This window comes from Pseudomonas cremoricolorata (assembly GCF_000759535.1).
GTDB lineage: Bacteria > Pseudomonadota > Gammaproteobacteria > Pseudomonadales > Pseudomonadaceae > Aquipseudomonas > Aquipseudomonas cremoricolorata_A.
This window is the reverse complement of record NZ_CP009455.1, coordinates 4700184-4718664: the sequence shown is the minus strand read 5'-3', so window position 1 is coordinate 4718664 and position 18481 is coordinate 4700184. Positions and strand designations below refer to the sequence as shown.

Annotated in this window: 12 protein-coding genes; 8 read left to right on the top strand and 4 right to left on the bottom strand. The window is 64.6% G+C overall.

The annotated features are described in order from the left end of the window. Positions 1-22: 22 nt before the first annotated feature. From ngg to mnmC, 3 genes are all read right to left on the bottom strand, one after another. Entirely contained in the window at positions 23-1768 is a 1746-nt protein-coding gene (gene ngg / locus LK03_RS21225; protein ID WP_038414488.1) for an N-acetylglutaminylglutamine synthetase, read from the bottom strand. Positions 1769-1772: 4 nt separating this feature from the next. Continuing rightward, positions 1773-3560, bottom strand: a complete 1788-nt coding sequence (locus LK03_RS21220) for an N-acetylglutaminylglutamine amidotransferase (protein WP_038414487.1) — start codon at positions 3558-3560, stop codon at positions 1773-1775. Positions 3561-3699: 139 nt separating this feature from the next. Beyond that, positions 3700-5664 carry a bifunctional tRNA (5-methylaminomethyl-2-thiouridine)(34)-methyltransferase MnmD/FAD-dependent 5-carboxymethylaminomethyl-2-thiouridine(34) oxidoreductase MnmC gene (gene mnmC, locus LK03_RS21215; protein ID WP_038414486.1) on the bottom strand — a complete coding sequence of 655 codons (1965 nt, stop codon included), beginning with the start codon at positions 5662-5664 and terminating at the stop codon, positions 3700-3702. A gap of 129 nt (positions 5665-5793) precedes the next feature. On the opposite strand from mnmC, the gene pap reads away from it, so the two are divergent. Both pap and LK03_RS21205 read left to right on the top strand, forming a co-directional pair. Next, positions 5794-7287, top strand: a complete 1494-nt coding sequence (gene pap, locus LK03_RS21210; protein ID WP_038414485.1) for a polyphosphate:AMP phosphotransferase — start codon at positions 5794-5796, stop codon at positions 7285-7287. A 1419-nt stretch (positions 7288-8706) separates the two neighbouring features. Then, positions 8707-9666, top strand: coding sequence for a DMT family transporter (locus LK03_RS21205; protein WP_038414484.1), 960 nt, complete (start codon positions 8707-8709; stop codon positions 9664-9666). Positions 9667-9703: 37 nt separating this feature from the next. Here the strand turns inward: LK03_RS21205 and LK03_RS21200 are convergent, their stop codons facing one another. After that, positions 9704-11098: a class II fumarate hydratase gene (locus LK03_RS21200; protein ID WP_038414483.1), complete on the bottom strand. Its 1395-nt coding sequence runs from the start codon at positions 11096-11098 to the stop codon at positions 9704-9706. 148 nt (positions 11099-11246) lie between these two features. On the opposite strand from LK03_RS21200, the gene LK03_RS21195 reads away from it, so the two are divergent. From LK03_RS21195 to LK03_RS21170, 6 genes are all read left to right on the top strand, one after another. Continuing rightward, a complete protein-coding gene (locus tag LK03_RS21195; RefSeq protein WP_028694837.1) occupies positions 11247-11771 on the top strand; it encodes a DUF2059 domain-containing protein in 525 nt (174 codons plus the stop codon). 10 nt (positions 11772-11781) lie between these two features. Continuing rightward, the gene (locus LK03_RS21190; protein WP_038414482.1) at positions 11782-12078 is read left to right on the top strand and encodes a BolA family protein; all 297 of its coding nucleotides are present in this window, start codon (positions 11782-11784) and stop codon (positions 12076-12078) included. Positions 12079-12458: 380 nt separating this feature from the next. Next, a complete protein-coding gene (locus LK03_RS21185) occupies positions 12459-13391 on the top strand; it encodes a rhodanese-related sulfurtransferase (protein WP_038414481.1) in 933 nt (310 codons plus the stop codon). Positions 13392-13394: 3 nt separating this feature from the next. Then, on the top strand, positions 13395-14027 hold the full coding sequence (locus LK03_RS21180; RefSeq protein ID WP_038414480.1) for a DsbA family protein: 633 nt from the start codon (positions 13395-13397) through the stop codon (positions 14025-14027). Next, on the top strand, positions 14020-15849 hold the full coding sequence (locus LK03_RS21175; RefSeq protein WP_038414479.1) for an ABC transporter ATP-binding protein: 1830 nt from the start codon (positions 14020-14022) through the stop codon (positions 15847-15849). The genes LK03_RS21180 and LK03_RS21175 overlap by 8 nt, the downstream gene beginning before the upstream one ends. A 141-nt stretch (positions 15850-15990) precedes the next feature. Next, positions 15991-18447, top strand: coding sequence for an EAL domain-containing protein (locus LK03_RS21170; protein ID WP_038414478.1), 2457 nt, complete (start codon positions 15991-15993; stop codon positions 18445-18447). Positions 18448-18481: the final 34 nt, after the last annotated feature.

The window sequence follows — 18481 nt, the reverse complement described above, 5'->3', positions numbered from 1 at the left end:
TCCAGGTCTCCTTGTGCAACGTTCAGGTCAGGGCGCGGCTGTGGGGAAACAGCAGGTCGACGAAGCGTTCGGCAGTGGGTTGCGGCTCGTGGTTGGCCAGGCCCACGCGCTCGTTGGCTTCGATGATCACGTAGTTGGGCTGGCTGGCGTCGGCGACCATAAAATCCAGCCCCACCACGGGAATATCCAGGGCGCGGGCAGCGCGGATCGCGGCATCGGCCAGGGTCGGATGCAAGCGTTCGGTGACGTCTTCCAGGGTGCCACCGGTGTGCAAGTTGGCGGCGCGGCGCACGGCCAGGGGCTGTCCGGCCGGTAGCACGCTGTCGTAATCGAAGCCTGCTGCATGCAAGGTGCGTTCGGTTTCTTCATCCAGCGGAATACGACTCTCACCCCCGGTAGCCGCCTGGCGACGACGGCTCTGCGCCTCGATCAGCGCGCGGATACAGTGGCTGCCGTCACCGACGACCTGCGCCGGATGGCGAATGGCCGCGGCCACCACTTCATGGGCGATGACCACGATGCGCAGGTCGAACCCTGGGTGGTAGCTTTCCAGCAACACGCGGCTGTCGAAGCGCCGCGCCTGCTCGACGGCCTGGGTGAGCTCGTCGTAGGTGCTGAGATTGACGGCTACGCCCTGGCCCTGCTCGCCGTCCACCGGCTTGACCACCACCGCGCCGTGGTCTTCGAGAAATGCCAGGTTGTCGTCGGCGCTGCCGGCCAGTTGCTGCACCGGCACGTGCAGGCCAGCCTGCTCCAGCGCGTGCTGGGTCAGGCGCTTGTCCTGGCACAGGGTCATGCTCACGGCGCTGGTGAGGTCGCTCAGCGACTCACGGCAGCGCACACGGCGCCCGCCCATGCTCAGGCTGAACAGCCCGGCAGCGGCGTCATCGACCTGCACTTCGATACCGCGCCGGTACGCTTCATCGACGATGATTCGCGCATAGGGATTGAGCTCGGCCTGGGGCCCCGGGCCGAGAAACAGCGGCTGGTTGATGCCGTTCTTGCGCTTGACGGCGAAGGTCGGCAGGTTGCGAAAACCGAGTTTTTCGTACAAGCGCTTGGCCTGACGGTTGTCGTGCAGCACCGACAGGTCGAGGTAGGCCAGACCGCGGCTCATGAAGTGCTCGATCAGGTGGCGCACCAGCACCTCGCCGACGCCGGGACGGCTGCATTGTGGATCGACCGCCAGGCACCACAGACTGCTGCCGTGCTCTGGATCGGCATAGGCCTTGTGGTGGTTCAGGCCCATCACACTGCCGATGACTGCACCGCTGTCATCGTCTTCAGCCAGCCAGTACACCGGCCCGCCCAAGTGCCTTGGTGTCAGGCGTTCGGGGTCGATCGGCAGCATGCCGCGGGTCTGGTACAAGGCGTTGATCGCCTGCCAGTCCGCCGCGTTCTGCGCCCGGCGAATACGAAAGCCGCGAAATACGCGCTGCGCCTGACGGTAGTCGCTGAACCACAGGCGCAGGGTGTCGGAAGGGTCGAGAAACAGGTGCTGCGGTGCCTGTGCCAGCACCTGCTGCGGCGCGGCCACGTACAGGGCGATGTCGCGCTCGCCGGGGCGTTCCTGCTGCAACGCACCGGCCAGGCTCTGCGGATCGGGGTAGGTGTGGCCGATCAGCAGTCGCCCCCAGCCACAATGCAGGGCCCGCGGCTGGTCGTGGGGCTCGCTGCCGTCACCGGCCAGACGCGCCTGCAGGCGTTCATAGGAGGGCGCCTGGCCGCGCAGCAGGCGCTGGCCATAGGCGATTTCATGGGCTTTCATCGAATCAGATTCCTTGTTCGCTGAGCCACAGGTTCAGCGCGGCCAGCTGCCACAGCTTGGAGCCGTGCAGCGGGGTGAGCTGGCCGTGTGGATTGCTCAGCAGGCGGTCGATTTCAGCCGGGTTGAACAGGCCACGGTCTTGGCTGGAGTCGGTCAGTAGCTGCCGTACCCAATCCAGCGTGGCGCCTTCCAGGTGCTTGAGGCCAGGCACCGGGAAATAGCCTTTCTTGCGGTCGATCACCTCGTTTGGGATCACCCGTCGCGCCGCTTCCTTGAGCACCTGCTTGCCGCCGTCTGGCAGCTTGAAGCGGGCCGGAATACGTGCCGAGAGTTCGGCCAGGCGGTAGTCGAGGAACGGCGTACGCGCTTCCAGGCCCCAGGCCATGGTCATGTTGTCGACCCGTTTGACCGGGTCATCGACCAGCATCACCGTGCTGTCCAGACGCAACGCTTTATCGACTGCGGCGCTGGCACCGGGGCGGGCGAAGTGCTCACGCACGAAGTCACCGGCGGCATCGCCGTCGAGCAACCAGGGTGCCTGTACGGTGTCGCGGTACTCCTCGACGCTGCGGTCGAAGAACGCTGCGCGGTAGGCCGCGTAGGGGTCGGCAGCGCCGTCCACTTGCGGGTACCAGTGGTAGCCGGCGAACAGTTCGTCGGCGCCCTGGCCGCTTTGCACGCCCTTGCAGTGCTTGGCCACTTCCCGCGAGAGCAGATAGAACGCGATGCAGTCGTGGCTGACCATCGGTTCACTCATGGCGCGGAAGGCCGCCGGCAACTGGTCGATGATCTCGTGTTCGGCGATGCGCAACTGATGATGGCGGGTGCCGTAGTGGCGAGCGATCAAGTCTGAATACTGGAACTCGTCACCACGTTCGCCGCCAGCGTCTTCGAAGCCGATCGAGAAGGTCGACAGGTCTTGCACACCGGTCTCGCGCAGCAGGCCGACCAGCAGGCTCGAGTCGACGCCGCCGGATAGCAGTACACCGACATCCACCGCAGCCCGTTGGCGAATCGCCACGGCGTCGCGGGTGGCGTCGAGTACGCGGGTGGTCCAGTCGTCCAAGGTGAGGTTCTGCTCATCGGCATTGGGGCCGTATTGCAGGGTCCACCAGGTGTGGCGTTCGATCTCGCCGTGGCGGTCGACGCGCATCCAGGTGCCCGGCTCGAGCTTTTGCACGTTGGCCAGCAAGGTACGCGGCGCGGGCACCACGGCATGGAAGTTGAGGTAGTGGTTGAGGCCCACCGGGTCGATCACCGGGTCGATGTCGCCGCCCTTGAGCAGCGCCGGCAGGGTCGAGGCGAAGCGCAGTCGCTCGCCGGTGCGCGACAGGTACAGCGGCTTGACGCCGAGGCGGTCACGGGCGAGGAACAGCCGTTGGCTGTCGCGCTCCCAGATGGCCAGGGCGAACATGCCATTGAGCTTGGGCAGCAGCGCCTCGCCCCAGGCGTGGTAGCCCTTGAGCAGCACTTCGGTGTCGCCATCGGACCAGAAGCTGTAGCCCAGCGCCTGGAGTTCTTCGCGCAACTCAGGGAAGTTGTAGATGGCGCCGTTGAAAGCCAGCGCCAGGCCCAAGGTGTTGTCCTGCATCGGCTGCGCCGAGCCGTCGGACAAGTCCATGATCTTCAGCCGCCGGTGGCCGAGGGCAATTGGCCCCTGGCTATGGAAGCCCCAGGCGTCGGGGCCGCGTGGGGCCAAGTGATGGGTGATGCGCTCGACGGCCGCGAGGTCCGCGGGACGTGGCGCCTGGCCAAAGGGGGTGAAACGTAACTCGCCTGCTAATCCGCACATAGGTCCTTACCGGTGTTGCCGTTGGGGAGGTGTGCCAATGCTGGGCACCTAGGTAGTGACCGGAGGGATTTGTGTGAGTTTTAGAACGATCTGTTATAAGCCGATGGGCGGTGGGTGGGCACCCAGCGCCACTGATCGCTCACTTACCGCGAATCAACCGCCGCAACAAAAAGCGATTGGGATGGCACGCCTCTGCCACCGCACGGGGCAGCGGCAGTGCTTCGCCGCTGGCCCAGGCGGCGATCAGTTCGCCGCTCAAGGGCGCGGTGATCAGCCCGCGTGAGCCGTGGCCGCTGTTGATGTACAGGCCGTCGAGCCAGGGGCACGGCGTGTCTGGCACGTGCCGGGCATCCTTGCGCAGGCTGGCATAGGCCTGGTCGAAGGCTGCGGAGTCGGCCAGGGGGCCGACCAGCGGCAGGTAGTCGGGGGTGGTGCAGCGAAACGCCGCGCGGCCTTGCAGGTGCACGGGGTCGAGGGCGGCAACGTTCAGCCGTTCGGCCATGTCCGGTGAGATCGCCTGCAACAGCTCGAGATTGCTCTGATGCTCGGCCACGGTCGGGGCCAGATCCTGGCTGTGGAAGTCGAAACTGGCGCCGAGGGTGTGCTCGCCATCACGTGGTGGGGCCAGATAGCCGTCGGCGCACACCACCGTGCCCAGCGTCTGGCTGGTCGCCGTCGCCGGCAGGCGGGTGATCTGCCCGCGAATGCGCTTGAGCGGCAGCACCGCCTCGGGCAGCAGGCGCTGCACCTCGGCGGCGTTGCACAGCACCACCACAGGCGCACTGGCCAGCAGCCGCTCGCCGGCCCAGGCCTGCCACTGGCCGTCGACGCGGCGCAGTTGCAGCACGTCGCTGTGGGTCAGCAGATCGATGCCCGGATGCTGCAACATCGCCCGACACAGCGCTGGCGGATGTACCCAGCCGCCCTCGGGATAGAACAGCCCGCCGCAGGGCAGGGCGATGCCGGCCTGCTGCTGCGCCTGCTGCTGATCCAGCGTCCGCAACAGGCTCGCGTCGAAGGCTGCTGCGAGTTTGTTCTGGCGCTCGGCCTCCTTGGCATCGAAGGCCAATTGCAGCACGCCGCAGGCATCCCAGTCGTGGCCGCGCTGTAGCTGCTGCAACCAGCGCCGGGTATAGCCGAACCCGGCAAGGATCATCTGCGACAGCGCCGTGCCGTGGGCCGAAAGCTTGAGGTACAGCACCCCTTGCGGATTGCCCGAGGCTTCTTGTGCAACTGCGGCGTGACGCTCCAGCACCGTGACTTGCCACCCCCGCCGGGCCAGGCTGTTGGCGCTGGCGCTGCCGGCAAGCCCTGCGCCGATCACCAGTGCCTGGCGCGCCTGGCCAACGCTTGCCGGGCGCGCGTACCAAGGTGCGCCAGGGGCAGCGGGCTCGCCCTGGTAATGACCTCTGGCAACTTCCCATTTCTTGCCCAGCCCCGGCACCTTGTGCAGCTTGAAGCCGACCTCGGCCAGGCCACGGCGCACCCAGCCGGTGGTGGTGAAGGTGCCCAGCGTGGTGCCGGGGCCTGACAAGCGCGCCAGTTGCGCGAACAGCGCGGGGTTCCACATGTCAGGGTTCTTCGCCGGGGCGAAACCGTCGAGGAACCAGGCATCGACCGGCGCGTCGAGCTGCGCCAACTGCTCGATGGCGTCACCGATCATCAAGGTCAGGGTGACGCGCCCCTCGGCGAAGCTGAACTGCTGGAAGCCTTGATGCACCGCCACGTACTGCGCCAGCAGCGGCTGCCAGAATTCAGCCAGCTCCGGCCACAGCTGCACTGCGCGGCTGAGGTCGGCGTGGCTCAGCGGGTGTTTTTCCACGCTGATGAAGTGCAGGCGCGCCGTACTCGGCGCGTGGGCGGCGAAGGCCTGCCAGGCGCAGTAAAAGTTCATCCCGGTGCCGAAGCCGGTTTCGCCGATCAGCAGGCTTTCATGGCCCTGGAGCGCAGCGAAACGTTGCTCGAGGCGATTACCTTCGATGAACACATAGTGGGTTTCCAAGGTCCCTTCGGTACGGGAGAAATACACATCGTCGTAGTGCCGTGAGTACGGGCGGCCTTGTTCATCCCAGTCGAGCTGGGCGTAGGGGAGGGTGTCGGACATGATCGGCTCAGCGGTGGCAGAGCGCCTATGTTAAGTCATCTGCCCCAGTCATTTCCCTGACCTTGACCTGGCAAGGTAAACAGCGCCAGCCGATCCGCTAGTCTTCACCGTCTACTCAAGGAGTTCTCAATGTTCGAATCCGCTGAAATCGGCCACTGCATCGACAAGGAAACCTATGACGCCGAAGAACCTGCCCTGCGCGAGGCGCTGCTCGACGCCCAGTACGAACTCAAGCAGCAGGCGCGTTTCCCGGTCATCATCCTGATCAACGGCATCGAAGGTGCGGGCAAGGGCGAGACGGTCAAGCTGCTCAACGAGTGGATGGACCCGCGCCTGATCGAAGTGCGCACCTTCGACCAGCAGACCGACGAAGAGCTGGCCCGGCCACCGGCCTGGCGCTACTGGCGGGCATTGCCGCCCAAGGGGCGCATGGGCGTGTTCTTCGGCAACTGGTACAGCCAGATGCTGCAAGGCCGGGTGCATGGCCAGTTCAAGGACGCCGTGCTCGATCAGGCCATCACTGGCGCCGAGCGCCTCGAGCAAATGCTCTGCGATGAAGGCGCGCTGATCATCAAGTTCTGGTTCCACCTCTCGAAAAAGCAGATGAAAACCCGCCTCAAGGCGCTGCGTGACGACCCGCTGCACAGCTGGCGCATCAGCCCGCTGGACTGGCAGCAGTCCAAGACCTACGACCGCTTCGTGCGCTTTGGCGAGCGCGTGCTGCGGCGTACCAGCCGTGACTACGCGCCGTGGCATGTGATCGAAGGCGTCGACCCGCACTACCGCAGCCTGGCGGTCGGGCGAATCCTGCTGGAAAGCCTGCAAGCCGCCCTGGCCAACGAACCGAAAGGCAAGCGCCAGGCCAACGTCGCGCCGCTGGGGCGCAGCATCGACCAGATGAGCCTGCTTGGCGCCCTCGACCTCAGCCAGCGCCTGGACAAGGCCGATTACCAGGAACAGCTGGTGACCGAGCAGGCGCGCCTGGCCGGCCTGCTGCGGCACAAGGCCATGCGCCGGCATGCGCTGCTGGCGGTGTTCGAGGGCAATGACGCAGCCGGCAAGGGCGGGGCGATCCGCCGCGTGGCAGCGGCGCTCGATCCGCGCCAGTACCGCATCGTGCCGATCGCCGCACCAACCGAGGAAGAACGCGCCCAACCCTACCTGTGGCGCTTCTGGCGGCACGTGCCGGCGCGCGGCAAGTTCACCATCTTCGACCGCTCGTGGTATGGCCGGGTGCTGGTCGAGCGGGTCGAGGGCTTCTGCACCCCGGCTGACTGGATGCGCGCCTACGGCGAGATCAACGACTTCGAAGAGCAACTGAGCAACGCCGGCGTGGTGGTGGTCAAGTTCTGGCTGGCCATCGACCAGCAGACCCAGCTCGAACGCTTCGAAGAACGCGAACAGATCCCCTTCAAACGCTACAAGATCACCGAAGACGACTGGCGCAACCGCGCCAAATGGGACGTCTACCGCGACGCCGTCGGCGACATGGTCGACCGCACCAGCACCGAAATCGCCCCCTGGACCCTGGTCGAGGCCAACGACAAACGCTGGGCCCGGGTCAAGGTGCTGCGCACCATCAACGAGGCACTGGAAGCAGCGTTCGCCAAGCAAAAGAATTGACCAGCTGCAGGCTCCTAGCTCCTAGCTTTTGGCTCGCTTGTCGTACATCAATGTCCCAGGCGCCGCCGATCGCGACTGTAGCCGGGCAGAGTGAAGCGTAGTGCAGGGCCGGCTAGTGGAGCATGGCGGTTTTGCATCCTCTTGCCCGTGGGACGGACCTGCGCAAAAGGATGTCGCCGCAGGCGAAACAGCGGTCTTGAAGCCAACAAAACTCCAGGGCTATAGCGCCGTCTCCATGCCCAGCACCACCAAGACATCCATGGTCGTAGCGGTTCAGTTTTGTGCTGATCTGTAGATGGCATCGAAGCTGATGCGCCTGTCACATCGCAGGTTTCGCCTTGCGGCGACCCCCTTTTTGGGGAAAAGGGGGGAAAACCCTGTGCTCCACTAGCCGGCCCTTCACTACGCTGCGCTCCGTTCCGGGTTCCCTGCGTTCCGGCACTCTCCGGGCCAGCGCGGACAAGGGTTGCTGCGCAACCCTAACACCTCGCGTCCTCGGCTACGCCTCGGGTGCGCTGCGCGCACGGCCCTACGAGTGCCTCCTCTCCGGCCGGCTACAGTCGCGATCGGTGTTGTCTGAGCGATCTGTGTACAAAAAGCGCTTTGCCGATGCTGCTGCGGTTGGTCAGGAAGATTTCGATAAGTTCACGACTCAAATATGCCTGGCCGCAGCCGCTCAGTTTCGTGATCGGCATCGACGCCAGAACTAGTTTATCGCCAGCGACAGCTGCGATGGCCCAGGCGCGCAAAGGCTCTTGTACATCAATCATCCAGGCGACACAGATCGCGACTGTAGCCGGCCGGAGCGTAGGTGTTCGAAGGGGCGTGCGCTTTAGCGCACCCGAGGCGTAGCCGAGGACGCGAGGTGTTAGGGTTGCGCAGCAACCCTTGCCCGCGGCGCCCCGTAGAGCACCGGAGCGCAGGGGACCCGGAACGGAGCGCAGCGCAGTGCAGGGCCGGCTAGTGGAGCACGGCGGTTTTGCATCCTTTTGCCGCGTCAAAAGGATGTCGCCGCAAGGCGAAACAGCGGTCCTAAAGCCAACGAATCTCTACAGGTCATAGCGTTGGCCCTCCACCCGGAAACACCTGAATATCCCTAGGCTCACCCGCTCAAAATTGATCGGTAGATCGGTAGATCGGTAGATCGGTAGATCGACATCGATGCTGATGCACCTGTCACATCGCAGGTTTCGCCTGGCGGCGACCGACTTTTGGGGGGCAGTTCACGCTAGGCGAAACCAGGCCCGTGAAAGCACCCAAATCGTTCACTGGGTTTCACCTGAGCATCGCGCCCACCCCATCTCCATGCCCCAAAGGACTAACAAGGCGAATTAATTTCCAGCCAACCCTCCACCCAGCCCCCACCACCCAAGCGTAAACTGCTGACTCATCCCGCTCACATTTCCCATCGAGGCCACCATGCACATCACCTCGGGCCGTTGGCTGCACGGCCTGTTCCTGGCGCTGTTGACCGTGCTGCTGTGGGGCATCCTGCCGATCAAGCTCAAGCAGGTGCTGACCGTCATGGACCCCATCACCGTCACCTGGTACCGCTTGCTGGTCTCCGGCGGCCTGTTGTTGCTATGGCTGACAGCCAAGCGTCGGTTGCCCAGTTTCCAGGGCCTGGGGCGTCGGCGGCTGGGCCTGGTGGGCCTGGCGATCTTCGGCCTGTTGGGCAACTACGTGCTGTACCTGGTGGGCCTCAACCTGCTCAGCCCCGGCACCGCGCAGTTGGTGGTGCAGATCGGTCCGGTGCTGTTGCTGGTGGCCAGCGTGTTCGTGTTCAAGGAGCGCTTCAGTGTCGGCCAGGTGCTGGGCCTGGTGATTCTGCTGGGCGGATTCGGGCTGTTCTTCAATCAGCGCCTGGACGAGCTGCTGACCTCGCTCGGGGTCTACACCCGTGGGGTGCTGACTAACCTTCTGGCCACCAGCATCTGGGTGTTCTACGCCCTGAGCCAAAAGCAGCTGCTGACCGTGTGGAATTCCCAGCAGGTGATGCTGGTGATCTACCTGGGCTGCGCGGCCTTGCTTACGCCTTGGGCGCACCCGCTCGAGGTGCTGCAGCTCGACACTTTGCAAAAGTGGCTGCTACTGGCCTGTTGCCTGAATACCCTGGTCGCGTATGGCGCCTTCGCCGAGGCCCTGGCCCATTGGCAGGCGTCGCGGGTCAGCGCGACCCTGGCGCTGACGCCACTGGTGACGTTGCTGGCGGTGGCCGCTGCGGCGCAGCTGTGGCCGGCCTATGTGCACAGCGAACAGCTCAACGCGCTGGGCTATCTGGGTGCGATCACGGTGGTGGCAGGTTCGGCGCTGGTGGCCCTGGGACCTTCGCTGGTTGCAGGCTGGCGAGCGCGCCGGGTGCGGATGGCGCGGCCTTGACGGTGGAGGCGGGCGGCCAGACGGCCGCCCGGCCCACTCAGCCCTTGCCGCCAGGGGCAAGCATGTTCTGCGGCTTGACCCATTCATCGAACTGCGCGTCGCTCAGATAGCCCAGGGCCAGCGCCGCTTCGCGCAAGGTCAGGCCCTCGGCGTAGGCCTTCTTGGCGATTTCCGCCGACTTGTCGTAGCCGATGTGTGGGTTCAGCGCCGTCACCAGCATCAGCCCACGCTCCAGGTGCGCGGCCATCTGCTCGGCATCAGGCTCCATCCCTGCGATGCAGTGCTGCTGGAAGTTGCGTGCGCCGTCGGCCAGCAGTTCGATCGACTGCAACAGGTTGTGAATGATCACCGGCTTGAACACGTTCAACTGCAAGTGCCCCTGGCTTGCAGCGAAGCCGATGGTGGCGTCGTTGCCCAACACCTGGCAGGCGAGCATCGACAACGCCTCGCACTGGGTCGGATTGACCTTGCCCGGCATGATCGAGCTGCCTGGCTCGTTGGCCGGCAGGCGCACTTCGGCCAGACCGCCACGGGGACCGGAACCGAGCAGGCGCAGGTCGTTGGCGATCTTCATCAACGCCACGGCCAAGGTCTTCAGGCCGCCGGCCAGGCTGGTCAGCGGTTCATGCCCGGCCAGCGCAGCGAACTTGTTCGGCGCACTGACGAATGGCAATCCGGACAGCGCCGCCAGTTCGGCGGCGATGGCCTCGGCGAAGCCTTGCGGGGCATTGAGCCCGGTGCCCACGGCCGTGCCACCCTGGGCCAGTTCGCACACTGGCGGCAGGCTGGCGCGGATCGCCGCCTGGGCGTAGTCGAGCTGGGCGACGAAAGCCGACAGCTCCTGGCCGAAGGTGATCGGCGTGGCGTCCATCATGTGCGTGCGGCCGGTCTTGACCAGGTCATGATGGCGCGCCGATTGCTCGGCCAGGCCTGCCGACAGCTCGGCGATCGCCGGCAGCAGGCGGCCATACACCGCCTGGGCCGTGGCGATGTGCATGGCGGTGGGGAAGCAGTCGTTGGAACTCTGCGAACGGTTGACGTGATCGTTGGGGTGCACCGGGCTCTTGCCGCCGCGGGGATTGCCGGCCAGCTCGTTGGCGCGTCCGGCAATCACCTCGTTGACGTTCATGTTGCTCTGCGTGCCGCTGCCGGTCTGCCACACCACCAGGGGGAACTGATCGTCGTGCTTGCCGGCCAGCACTTCGTCGGCGGCTTGTTCGATCAGGCGAGCGATGTCGGCTGGCAGGTCGCCGTTGCGGTCATTGACCCGCGCGGCGGCCTTCTTGATCAGCGCCAGGGCGTGGATCACCTCACGCGGCATGCGCTGCTGACCAATGGCGAAATTGATCAGTGAGCGCTGGGTCTGCGCGCCCCAGTAGGCCTGCTCAGGAACTTCGACCTGGCCAAGGCTGTCTGTCTCGATACGGCTCATGCTGCGTTCACTCCTTTGTCGTGCGAAGCCGCAGTTTAGGCCCTCTGTCGAATGAGCGGTTCAATCGCTGTTCGTCCCACTTGAGCAGCGTGCCGTTCGCGGCGCAGAATGCTCTGCTTTTTACCCCCGTCCAATTGAAGGAAATGCGATGACCCGTCTCCGCGCCCTCTGTGCCGCCGTCGCCCTGGTTTGTGTCAGTGGCCAGGTACTCGCTGCCACGCCCAGCCACAACGCGGCTGCCGAGAAATTCCTGACCCTGGCCAATGCCGACAAGCTCGGCACCCCGGTGTACATGCAGGTCCAGCAGATGTTCGCGCAGCGCTTCGAGCAGACCAAGGCGCCTGCCTCCAAGAAGTCGGTGCTCGACAGCTACCAGGCCAAGGCCAACGCAGCGCTGGACAACGCCATCGGCTGGAACAAGCTCAAGCCGAAGATGGTCAACCTCTACACCGCCACCTTCACCGAGGCCGAACTCAAGGACCTGGTCAAGTTCTACGAATCGCCCCTGGGCCGCAAAGTGCTGCGTGAAATGCCCAAGGTCACCCAGCAGTCGGCGCAGCTGACCCAGCAGAGCCTGGAGCCTGCGGTGCCTACCGTGAACAAGCTGCTCGAAGACATGACCAAGGAACTCGACCCCAACGCCGGCAAGGCCGCAGCCCCTGCGAAGAAGTGAGTGACGCGCGATGAGCATGCAGCAACGCATCGAGCAGCAACTGACCGCGCTGGCCCCGCAGCACCTTGATGTGCTCGACGAAAGCCACATGCACAGCCGTGGCCAGGAAACCCACTACAAGGCGGTGATCGTCAGCGAGCAGTTCGCTGGCCTCAACAGCGTCAAGCGCCATCAGAAGGTGTACGCCACCATGGGCGAGCTGATGGGTCAGATCCACGCCCTGGCGATCCATACCTACACCCCTGAGGAGTGGGCCAGGGTCGGTGCAGCGCCGGCTTCGCCGGTGTGCGCCGGCGGCGGGCACTGATTCACGCGGGCTGTTCTGCTAGGGGCTGTTCCCGTTTCAGCGCAAACCGCGTTACCGCGCCAAATCGTGCCAGCCAAGGCGAAGGACGCAGGAAAGGGTCGTTCCCTTTTCAAGTCCTTCAACGCGGGGTGGCGCAGTTTGGCGCGTAACCCGAAGGGCCGTGCCTGTTTTTTTCGCAAGATGCGTTCAAGTCTTGCGCTGGAGACGACGAAACAAACAGGCCTCGGCGCGGTTGCGATGAAACGGGAACAGCCCCTAAAATTCGCGCCTTCGTTATCGACGCCACCAGCGGGTAGCTCCCGCTGGTGGCGTTTTCACGTGTCCCGTTCCATCAATCCGGTCCGCCCCTTACGAGGGTGACCACCTGGAGAAGCAAGAGCATGTCCCAAGCTATCGTCGTGGCGGCGCTGTACAAGTTCGTCACCCTGGAAGATTACCTCGAGCTGCGCGAGCCGCTGCTGGCCTGCATGAACCAGCATGGCGTCAAAGGCACGCTGCTGCTGGCCCTGGAGGGCATCAACGGTACGGTGTCAGGCAGCCGTGAAGGCATCGATGGCCTGCTCGCCTGGTTGCGCAACGACCCGCGCCTGGTGGACATCGACCACAAGGAAAGCTACTGCGACGAGCAGCCGTTCTACCGCACCAAGGTCAAGCTCAAGAAAGAGATCGTCACGCTCGGGGTGCCGGGCGTCGACCCCAACCATACGGTCGGCACCTACGTCGAACCGAAGGACTGGAACGCGCTGATCAGCGACCCGGAAGTGCTGCTGATCGACACCCGCAACGATTATGAAGTGGCCATCGGCACCTTCCAGGGTGCGGTCGACCCCAAGACCGAGTCGTTCCGCGAGTTCCCCGAGTACATCAAGGCCCACTTCGACCCCAGCAAGCACAAGAAAGTAGCGATGTTCTGCACCGGCGGCATTCGCTGTGAAAAGGCCTCCAGCTACATGCTCGGCGAAGGCTTCGAAGCGGTCTATCATCTCAAGGGTGGCATCCTCAAGTATTTCGAGGAGGTGCCCCAGGAGGACAGCCTGTGGCAGGGCGACTGCTTCGTCTTCGACAACCGCGTGACGGTGCGTCACGACCTCAGCGAAGGCGAATACGATCAGTGTCACGCCTGCCGTCATCCCATCGACGCTGCCGACCGTGAGTCCCCGCATTACTCACCGGGCGTCAGCTGCCCGCATTGCTGGGACACCCTGAGCGAGAAAACCCGGCGCAGCGCCATCGATCGGCAAAAGCAGATCGAACTGGCCAAGGCCCGCAACCTGCCGCACCCGATCGGATTCAACTACAAAGCCGAGGCCTGAACCATGACTGCACGCCTGCTCTACGTAATGGACCCGATGTGTTCCTGGTGCTGGGGCTTCGCCCCGGTGGCCCAGACGCTGATCGCCCAGGCCGAGGCGGCAGGCGTGCCGACGCACATCGTGCCGGGTGGCCTGCGCCGCGGTGCAGGTGCACTCGATGGCGCCACCCGCGCCTATATCCTTGAGCACTGGCAGGCGGTAAGTGACGCCACCGGGCAGATGTTCCGCTTCGACGGCGCCATGCCCGACGGCTTCGTCTACGACACCGAGCCGGCCTGCCGCGCGCTGGTCGCTGCCCGCCAGATCGATCCCGGTCGTGTCTGGCCGCTGCTGGCGGCGATGCAGCAGGCGTTCTATCAGCAGGGCCAGGACATCACCCGCGCCCCGCAACTGGTCGAGCTGGCCGAACAGGTCGGGCTCGAGCGCAGCGGCTTCGCCGAGACGTTCAACAGCGATGCCAGCCGTACTGCTACCGAGGCCGACTTCGCCTGGGTGCAGGGCCTGGGCATCGCCGGTTTTCCCACGTTGCTGGCCGAGCGCAATGGCCAACTGGCCCTGCTGACCAACGGCTATCAGCCCCTTGAACAACTGGCCCCGCTGTTGACCCGTTGGCTGCAGCAGGCCGCCTGTGCTTGACCTGCCTGGCTCGCCCGAGTCCTTGCCCCCGGCAGCGCCGGCCAGCGACCGTCTGAGCTGGAAGGAAATTCGCCGTCTTGCCTTGCTGCGGCGCAGGCGCCTGTGGACCGCCAACCTGGTCGCCGTGCTGGCGGCCTGTTGCAGCGTGCCGATCCCGCTGCTGCTGCCATTGCTGGTCGATGAAGTCTTGCTGCACAACGGCGATGCCGCGCTGCAGTGGATGAATCGACTGCTGCCCAGCAGTTGGCAAGTGGCGGCTGGCTACATCGGTCTGATGCTGTTGCTGACCTGCGTTCTGCGTCTGGGCGCGCTGGCCTGCAACGTCCTGCAGGCCAAGCTGTTCGCCGGGCTGGCCAAAGACATCGTCTATCGTCTGCGCATCCGCCTGATCGAACGGCTCAAGCGTATTTCGCTCAAGGAATACGAGAGCCTGGGCAGCGGCACGGTCACCACGCACCTGGTGACCGATCTGGACACGCTCGACAAGTTCGTCGGCGAAACCCTCAGCCGTTTCCTCGTCGCCACCGTCACGTTGGTCGGTATCGCCGCCATCCTGGTGTGGATGCAGTGGCAACTGGCGCTGCTGATTCTGCTGTTCAACCCCTTGGTGATCTACCTCACCGTGCAATTGGGCAAACGCGTCAAGCACCTCAAGCGCCTGGAGAACGACAGCACCGGACGCTTCACCCAAGCGCTGGCCGAAACCCTCGAAGGCATTCAGGAAATCCGCGCGGGCAACCGCCAGGGCTATTTCCTCGGTCGCCTGGGTGTGCGCGCTCGGGAAGTGCGGGATTTCGCCAGCGCCTCGCAATGGAAAAGCGATGCCAGTGGACGCGCCAGCGGCCTGCTGTTCCAGTTCGGGATCGACATCTTCCGCGCCGCAGCCATGCTTACCGTCGTGTTTTCCGACCTGTCCATCGGCCAGATGCTGGCGGTATTCAGCTACCTGTGGTTCATGATCGGGCCGGTCGAGCAATTGCTCAATCTGCAATACGCCTATTACGCGGCCGACGGCGCGCTGGGCCGGGTCAACGAGCTGTTGGCGCGGGCTGACGAGCCGCAGTACGCCGCCGCCAGCGACCCGTTCGCCAACCGCGACACAGTAGGTATCGAGGTGCGTGACCTGCGCTTTGCCTACGCCGACGAGCCAGTGCTCGATCACCTCGACCTGTCCATCGCAGCGGGCGAGAAAGTCGCCATCGTCGGCGCCAGTGGCGGCGGCAAGAGCACCTTGGTGCAACTGCTGCTGGGGCTGTACAGCGCCCAGGCCGGGACCATCCGCTTCGGCGGCGCCAGCCTGCAGGAAATCGGCCTGGAGAACCTGCGCGAGAACGTCGCCGTCGTCTTGCAGCATCCGTCACTGTTCAACGACACCGTGCGCGCCAACCTGACCATGGGCCGCGAATGCACCGACCAGGACTGCTGGCAGGCCCTGCATATCGCACAGCTCGACACCACCATCGCCGATTTGCCTGCTGGCCTGGACAGCGTGGTCGGGCGTTCGGGGGTGCGTTTGTCTGGCGGGCAGCGCCAACGCCTGGCCATTGCCCGGATGATCCTTGCACAACCGAAAGTGGTGATTCTCGACGAAGCCACGTCGGCACTGGATGCGGCCACCGAGTACAACCTGCACCTGGCCATGGCCCAGTTCCTCAGAGGTCGCACCACGCTGATCATTGCCCACCGGTTGTCGGCGGTGAAACAGGCCGACCGGGTGCTGGTGTTCGACGGCGGGCGGGTAGCCGAGGACGGCGCCCACCAGCAACTGATCGCTGACGGCGGGCTCTACGCCAAGCTGTACGGGCACCTGCAGCAGAGCTGACGGTTGCTCCTAGGGCGCCTTGAGCGGTATCGCCGGGTTCTGCGCGGCCTGTGCAAAATCCCCCTCGCTTCGATGGCAAATGACCTACGCTGTGCCATGTCAGGCCAATTTCGTGCCTTATCTGCCGCAGTGGGAAGCGATATGCAAGGAAATCGCACGCAGGGGGCAAGCAAATTGCTGAGCATCATCTGGCCGTTCGTCGCCGTGGTGGTGTTCCAGGTGCTGCTGGGTAGCGCCAGCCTCTACGCGATGTCGGCAATGCGTGCCTACGTGGCCGGTGAGAGCCTGTGGTCCAAGGCGCAGAAAGACGCCATCTATTACCTCAGCCTGTACGTCGAAACCCGTGATCCGCACCACCTGCAACGCTACCGCCAGGCCACCGTGGTGCCGCGTGGCGACCGCGCCATGCGCGCGGCGCTGGACCTCTCGCCGCCTGATCTGAAGGCGGCCCGCGAAGGCATCCTGCAAGGCGGCAACCACCCTGACGATGTCACCCGAATCATCTGGTTCTACCAGTACTTCAGCGGCATCAGCTACATGCAGCGTGCCGTGGACTACTGGGACACCGGCGATCGCTACCTCAGCCAGCTCGACACCCTGGCCCAAGACATGCGCAGCGCCTTTGCCGACGGCCCGCCCAGCGCCGAGCAGGAGGCCTACTGGCGCAACCGCATCGTTGCCCTCAACGAAGGCGTCACCCCGGCGGCGAAAGCCTTCAGCGACGCCCTGGGCGAGGGCTCGCGCATGCTCTTGCGCGGCCTGCTGATCACCAACCTGGTAACCGCACTGTTTCTCATCACCATGGCCTGGCGCCGCTCCAGCAAGCTGCTGACCCAGCGGCAGATGATCGCCGCTGCCCTGGAGCTGGAGCGCGAGCGTGCGCAGATCACCCTGGCCTCGATCGGTGATGCGGTGATCACCACCGATGTCGAGGGCGGTATCACCTACATGAATCCGGCAGCCGAACAGCTGACCCATTGGCAGGCCGAGCAGGCCCAGGGCCTGCCCTTGGCGGCGTTGTTCAGCCTGCTCGATGAAAGTGCCGCGCACGACAGTCGCGGTCTGGTCGAGCAGGTGCTCAGTGGCAGCTTGCGCGCCGGTGGTGAGCACGCCCGGCTGGTGCAACGGCTCGATGGCAGCAGTGTCTCGGTGAACTTGGTCGGGTCGCCGATCATCGCCGACGCACAGGTCAGCGGCATCGTGCTGGTGCTGCACGACATGACCCAGGAGCGTCAGTACATCGCCAATCTGTCCTGGCAGGCCACCCACGATGCCCTGACCGGGCTGGCCAACCGCCGCGAGTTCGAATATCGCCTGGAGCAGATTCTCAATGCCCAGGTTCGGCACAATGGGCGCCATTCGTTGATGTTCCTCGACCTCGACCAGTTCAAGCTGGTCAACGACACCAGCGGCCACGCTGCGGGCGACGAACTGTTGCGGCATATCTGTGCGGTCTTGCAGGCCGGTCTGCGCGACGGCGACACCTTGGCTCGGCTCGGCGGCGACGAGTTCGGCATTCTTCTGGAGAACTGCCCGGCCGAGCATGCCGAGCGTATTGCCGAACAACTGCGCCAGGCCGTGCAGAGCCTGCAGTTCGTCTGGAAGGGCAGGGCCTTCCAGACCACCATCAGCATTGGCCTGGTGCACCTCACAGCCTTGCCTGGCACCCTCGAAGCGTCGCTGCGCGCCGCCGACATGGCCTGCTACATGGCCAAGGAAAAGGGCCGCAACCGCGTGCACGTCTATCACGCCGATGACACCGAACTGTCGCTGCGTTTCGGCGAAATGGCCTGGATCCAGCGCCTGCACGTGGCCCTGGAAGAAAACCGGTTCATCCTCCACGCCCAGGAAATCGCGCCGCTCAAGGCCGACGACGGCCCAGGCCACATCGAAATCCTTTTGCGCCTGCGCGATGAAAGCGGGCGGCTGATTCTGCCGGACAGCTTCATCCCGGCCGCTGAACGCTACGGCCTGATCACCGCCCTGGATCGCTGGGTTGTGCTCAACGTGTTCAAGGTCATCCAGCAATGCATGGCTGCAACGCCCAGGGAGCCGTTGGCGATGTGCGCGATCAATCTGTCGGGTTCGAGCATCGGCGATGAGCAGTTTCTCGACTACCTGCAACAGCTGTTCGCCGATTACCACGTCCCCCCACGGATGATCTGCTTCGAAATAACCGAAACCACCGCCATCACCAACCTGGGTAGCGCGATCCGCTTCATCAACGAGCTCAAGGGGTTGGGCTGCCGGTTTTCCCTGGATGACTTCTGCGCCGGCATGTCGTCGTTCGCCTACCTCAAGCACCTGCCGGTGGATTTCCTCAAGATCGACGGCAGCTTCGTCAAGGACATGCTTGATGATCCCATCAACCGGGCTATGGTGGAGGTGATCAACCACATCGGCCATGTGATGGGCAAACGTACGATCGCCGAGTTCGTCGAAACGCCGCTGATCGAGCAGGCGTTGCAGGACATCGGCGTGGATTACGCGCAGGGTTATGTGATCGAACGGCCGCAGGTGTTCACCTGCGACACGCTGCAGCGTCAGCGCAAGATCGCCAGCCCGGCGATCCAGCGTGCCCCCGGCACGTTGCGCTGAACTGCGTATCTCTATGCCTCTGGCAACCAAGGAG

Excerpts from the sequence above, each read along its gene's own strand:
- ngg (WP_038414488.1), bottom strand. The coding sequence starts at position 1,768 with ATGAAAGCCCATGAAATCGCCTATGGCCAGCGCCTGCTGCGCGGCCAG.
- LK03_RS21220 (WP_038414487.1), bottom strand. The coding sequence starts at position 3,560 with ATGTGCGGATTAGCAGGCGAGTTACGTTTCACCCCCTTTGGCCAGGCG.
- mnmC (WP_038414486.1), bottom strand. The coding sequence starts at position 5,664 with ATGTCCGACACCCTCCCCTACGCCCAGCTCGACTGGGATGAACAAGGC.
- pap (WP_038414485.1), top strand. The coding sequence starts at position 5,794 with ATGTTCGAATCCGCTGAAATCGGCCACTGCATCGACAAGGAAACCTAT.
- LK03_RS21205 (WP_038414484.1), top strand. The coding sequence starts at position 8,707 with ATGCACATCACCTCGGGCCGTTGGCTGCACGGCCTGTTCCTGGCGCTG.
- LK03_RS21200 (WP_038414483.1), bottom strand. The coding sequence starts at position 11,098 with ATGAGCCGTATCGAGACAGACAGCCTTGGCCAGGTCGAAGTTCCTGAG.
- LK03_RS21195 (WP_028694837.1), top strand. The coding sequence starts at position 11,247 with ATGACCCGTCTCCGCGCCCTCTGTGCCGCCGTCGCCCTGGTTTGTGTC.
- LK03_RS21190 (WP_038414482.1), top strand. The coding sequence starts at position 11,782 with ATGAGCATGCAGCAACGCATCGAGCAGCAACTGACCGCGCTGGCCCCG.
- LK03_RS21185 (WP_038414481.1), top strand. The coding sequence starts at position 12,459 with ATGTCCCAAGCTATCGTCGTGGCGGCGCTGTACAAGTTCGTCACCCTG.
- LK03_RS21180 (WP_038414480.1), top strand. The coding sequence starts at position 13,395 with ATGACTGCACGCCTGCTCTACGTAATGGACCCGATGTGTTCCTGGTGC.
- LK03_RS21170 (WP_038414478.1), top strand. The coding sequence starts at position 15,991 with ATGCAAGGAAATCGCACGCAGGGGGCAAGCAAATTGCTGAGCATCATC.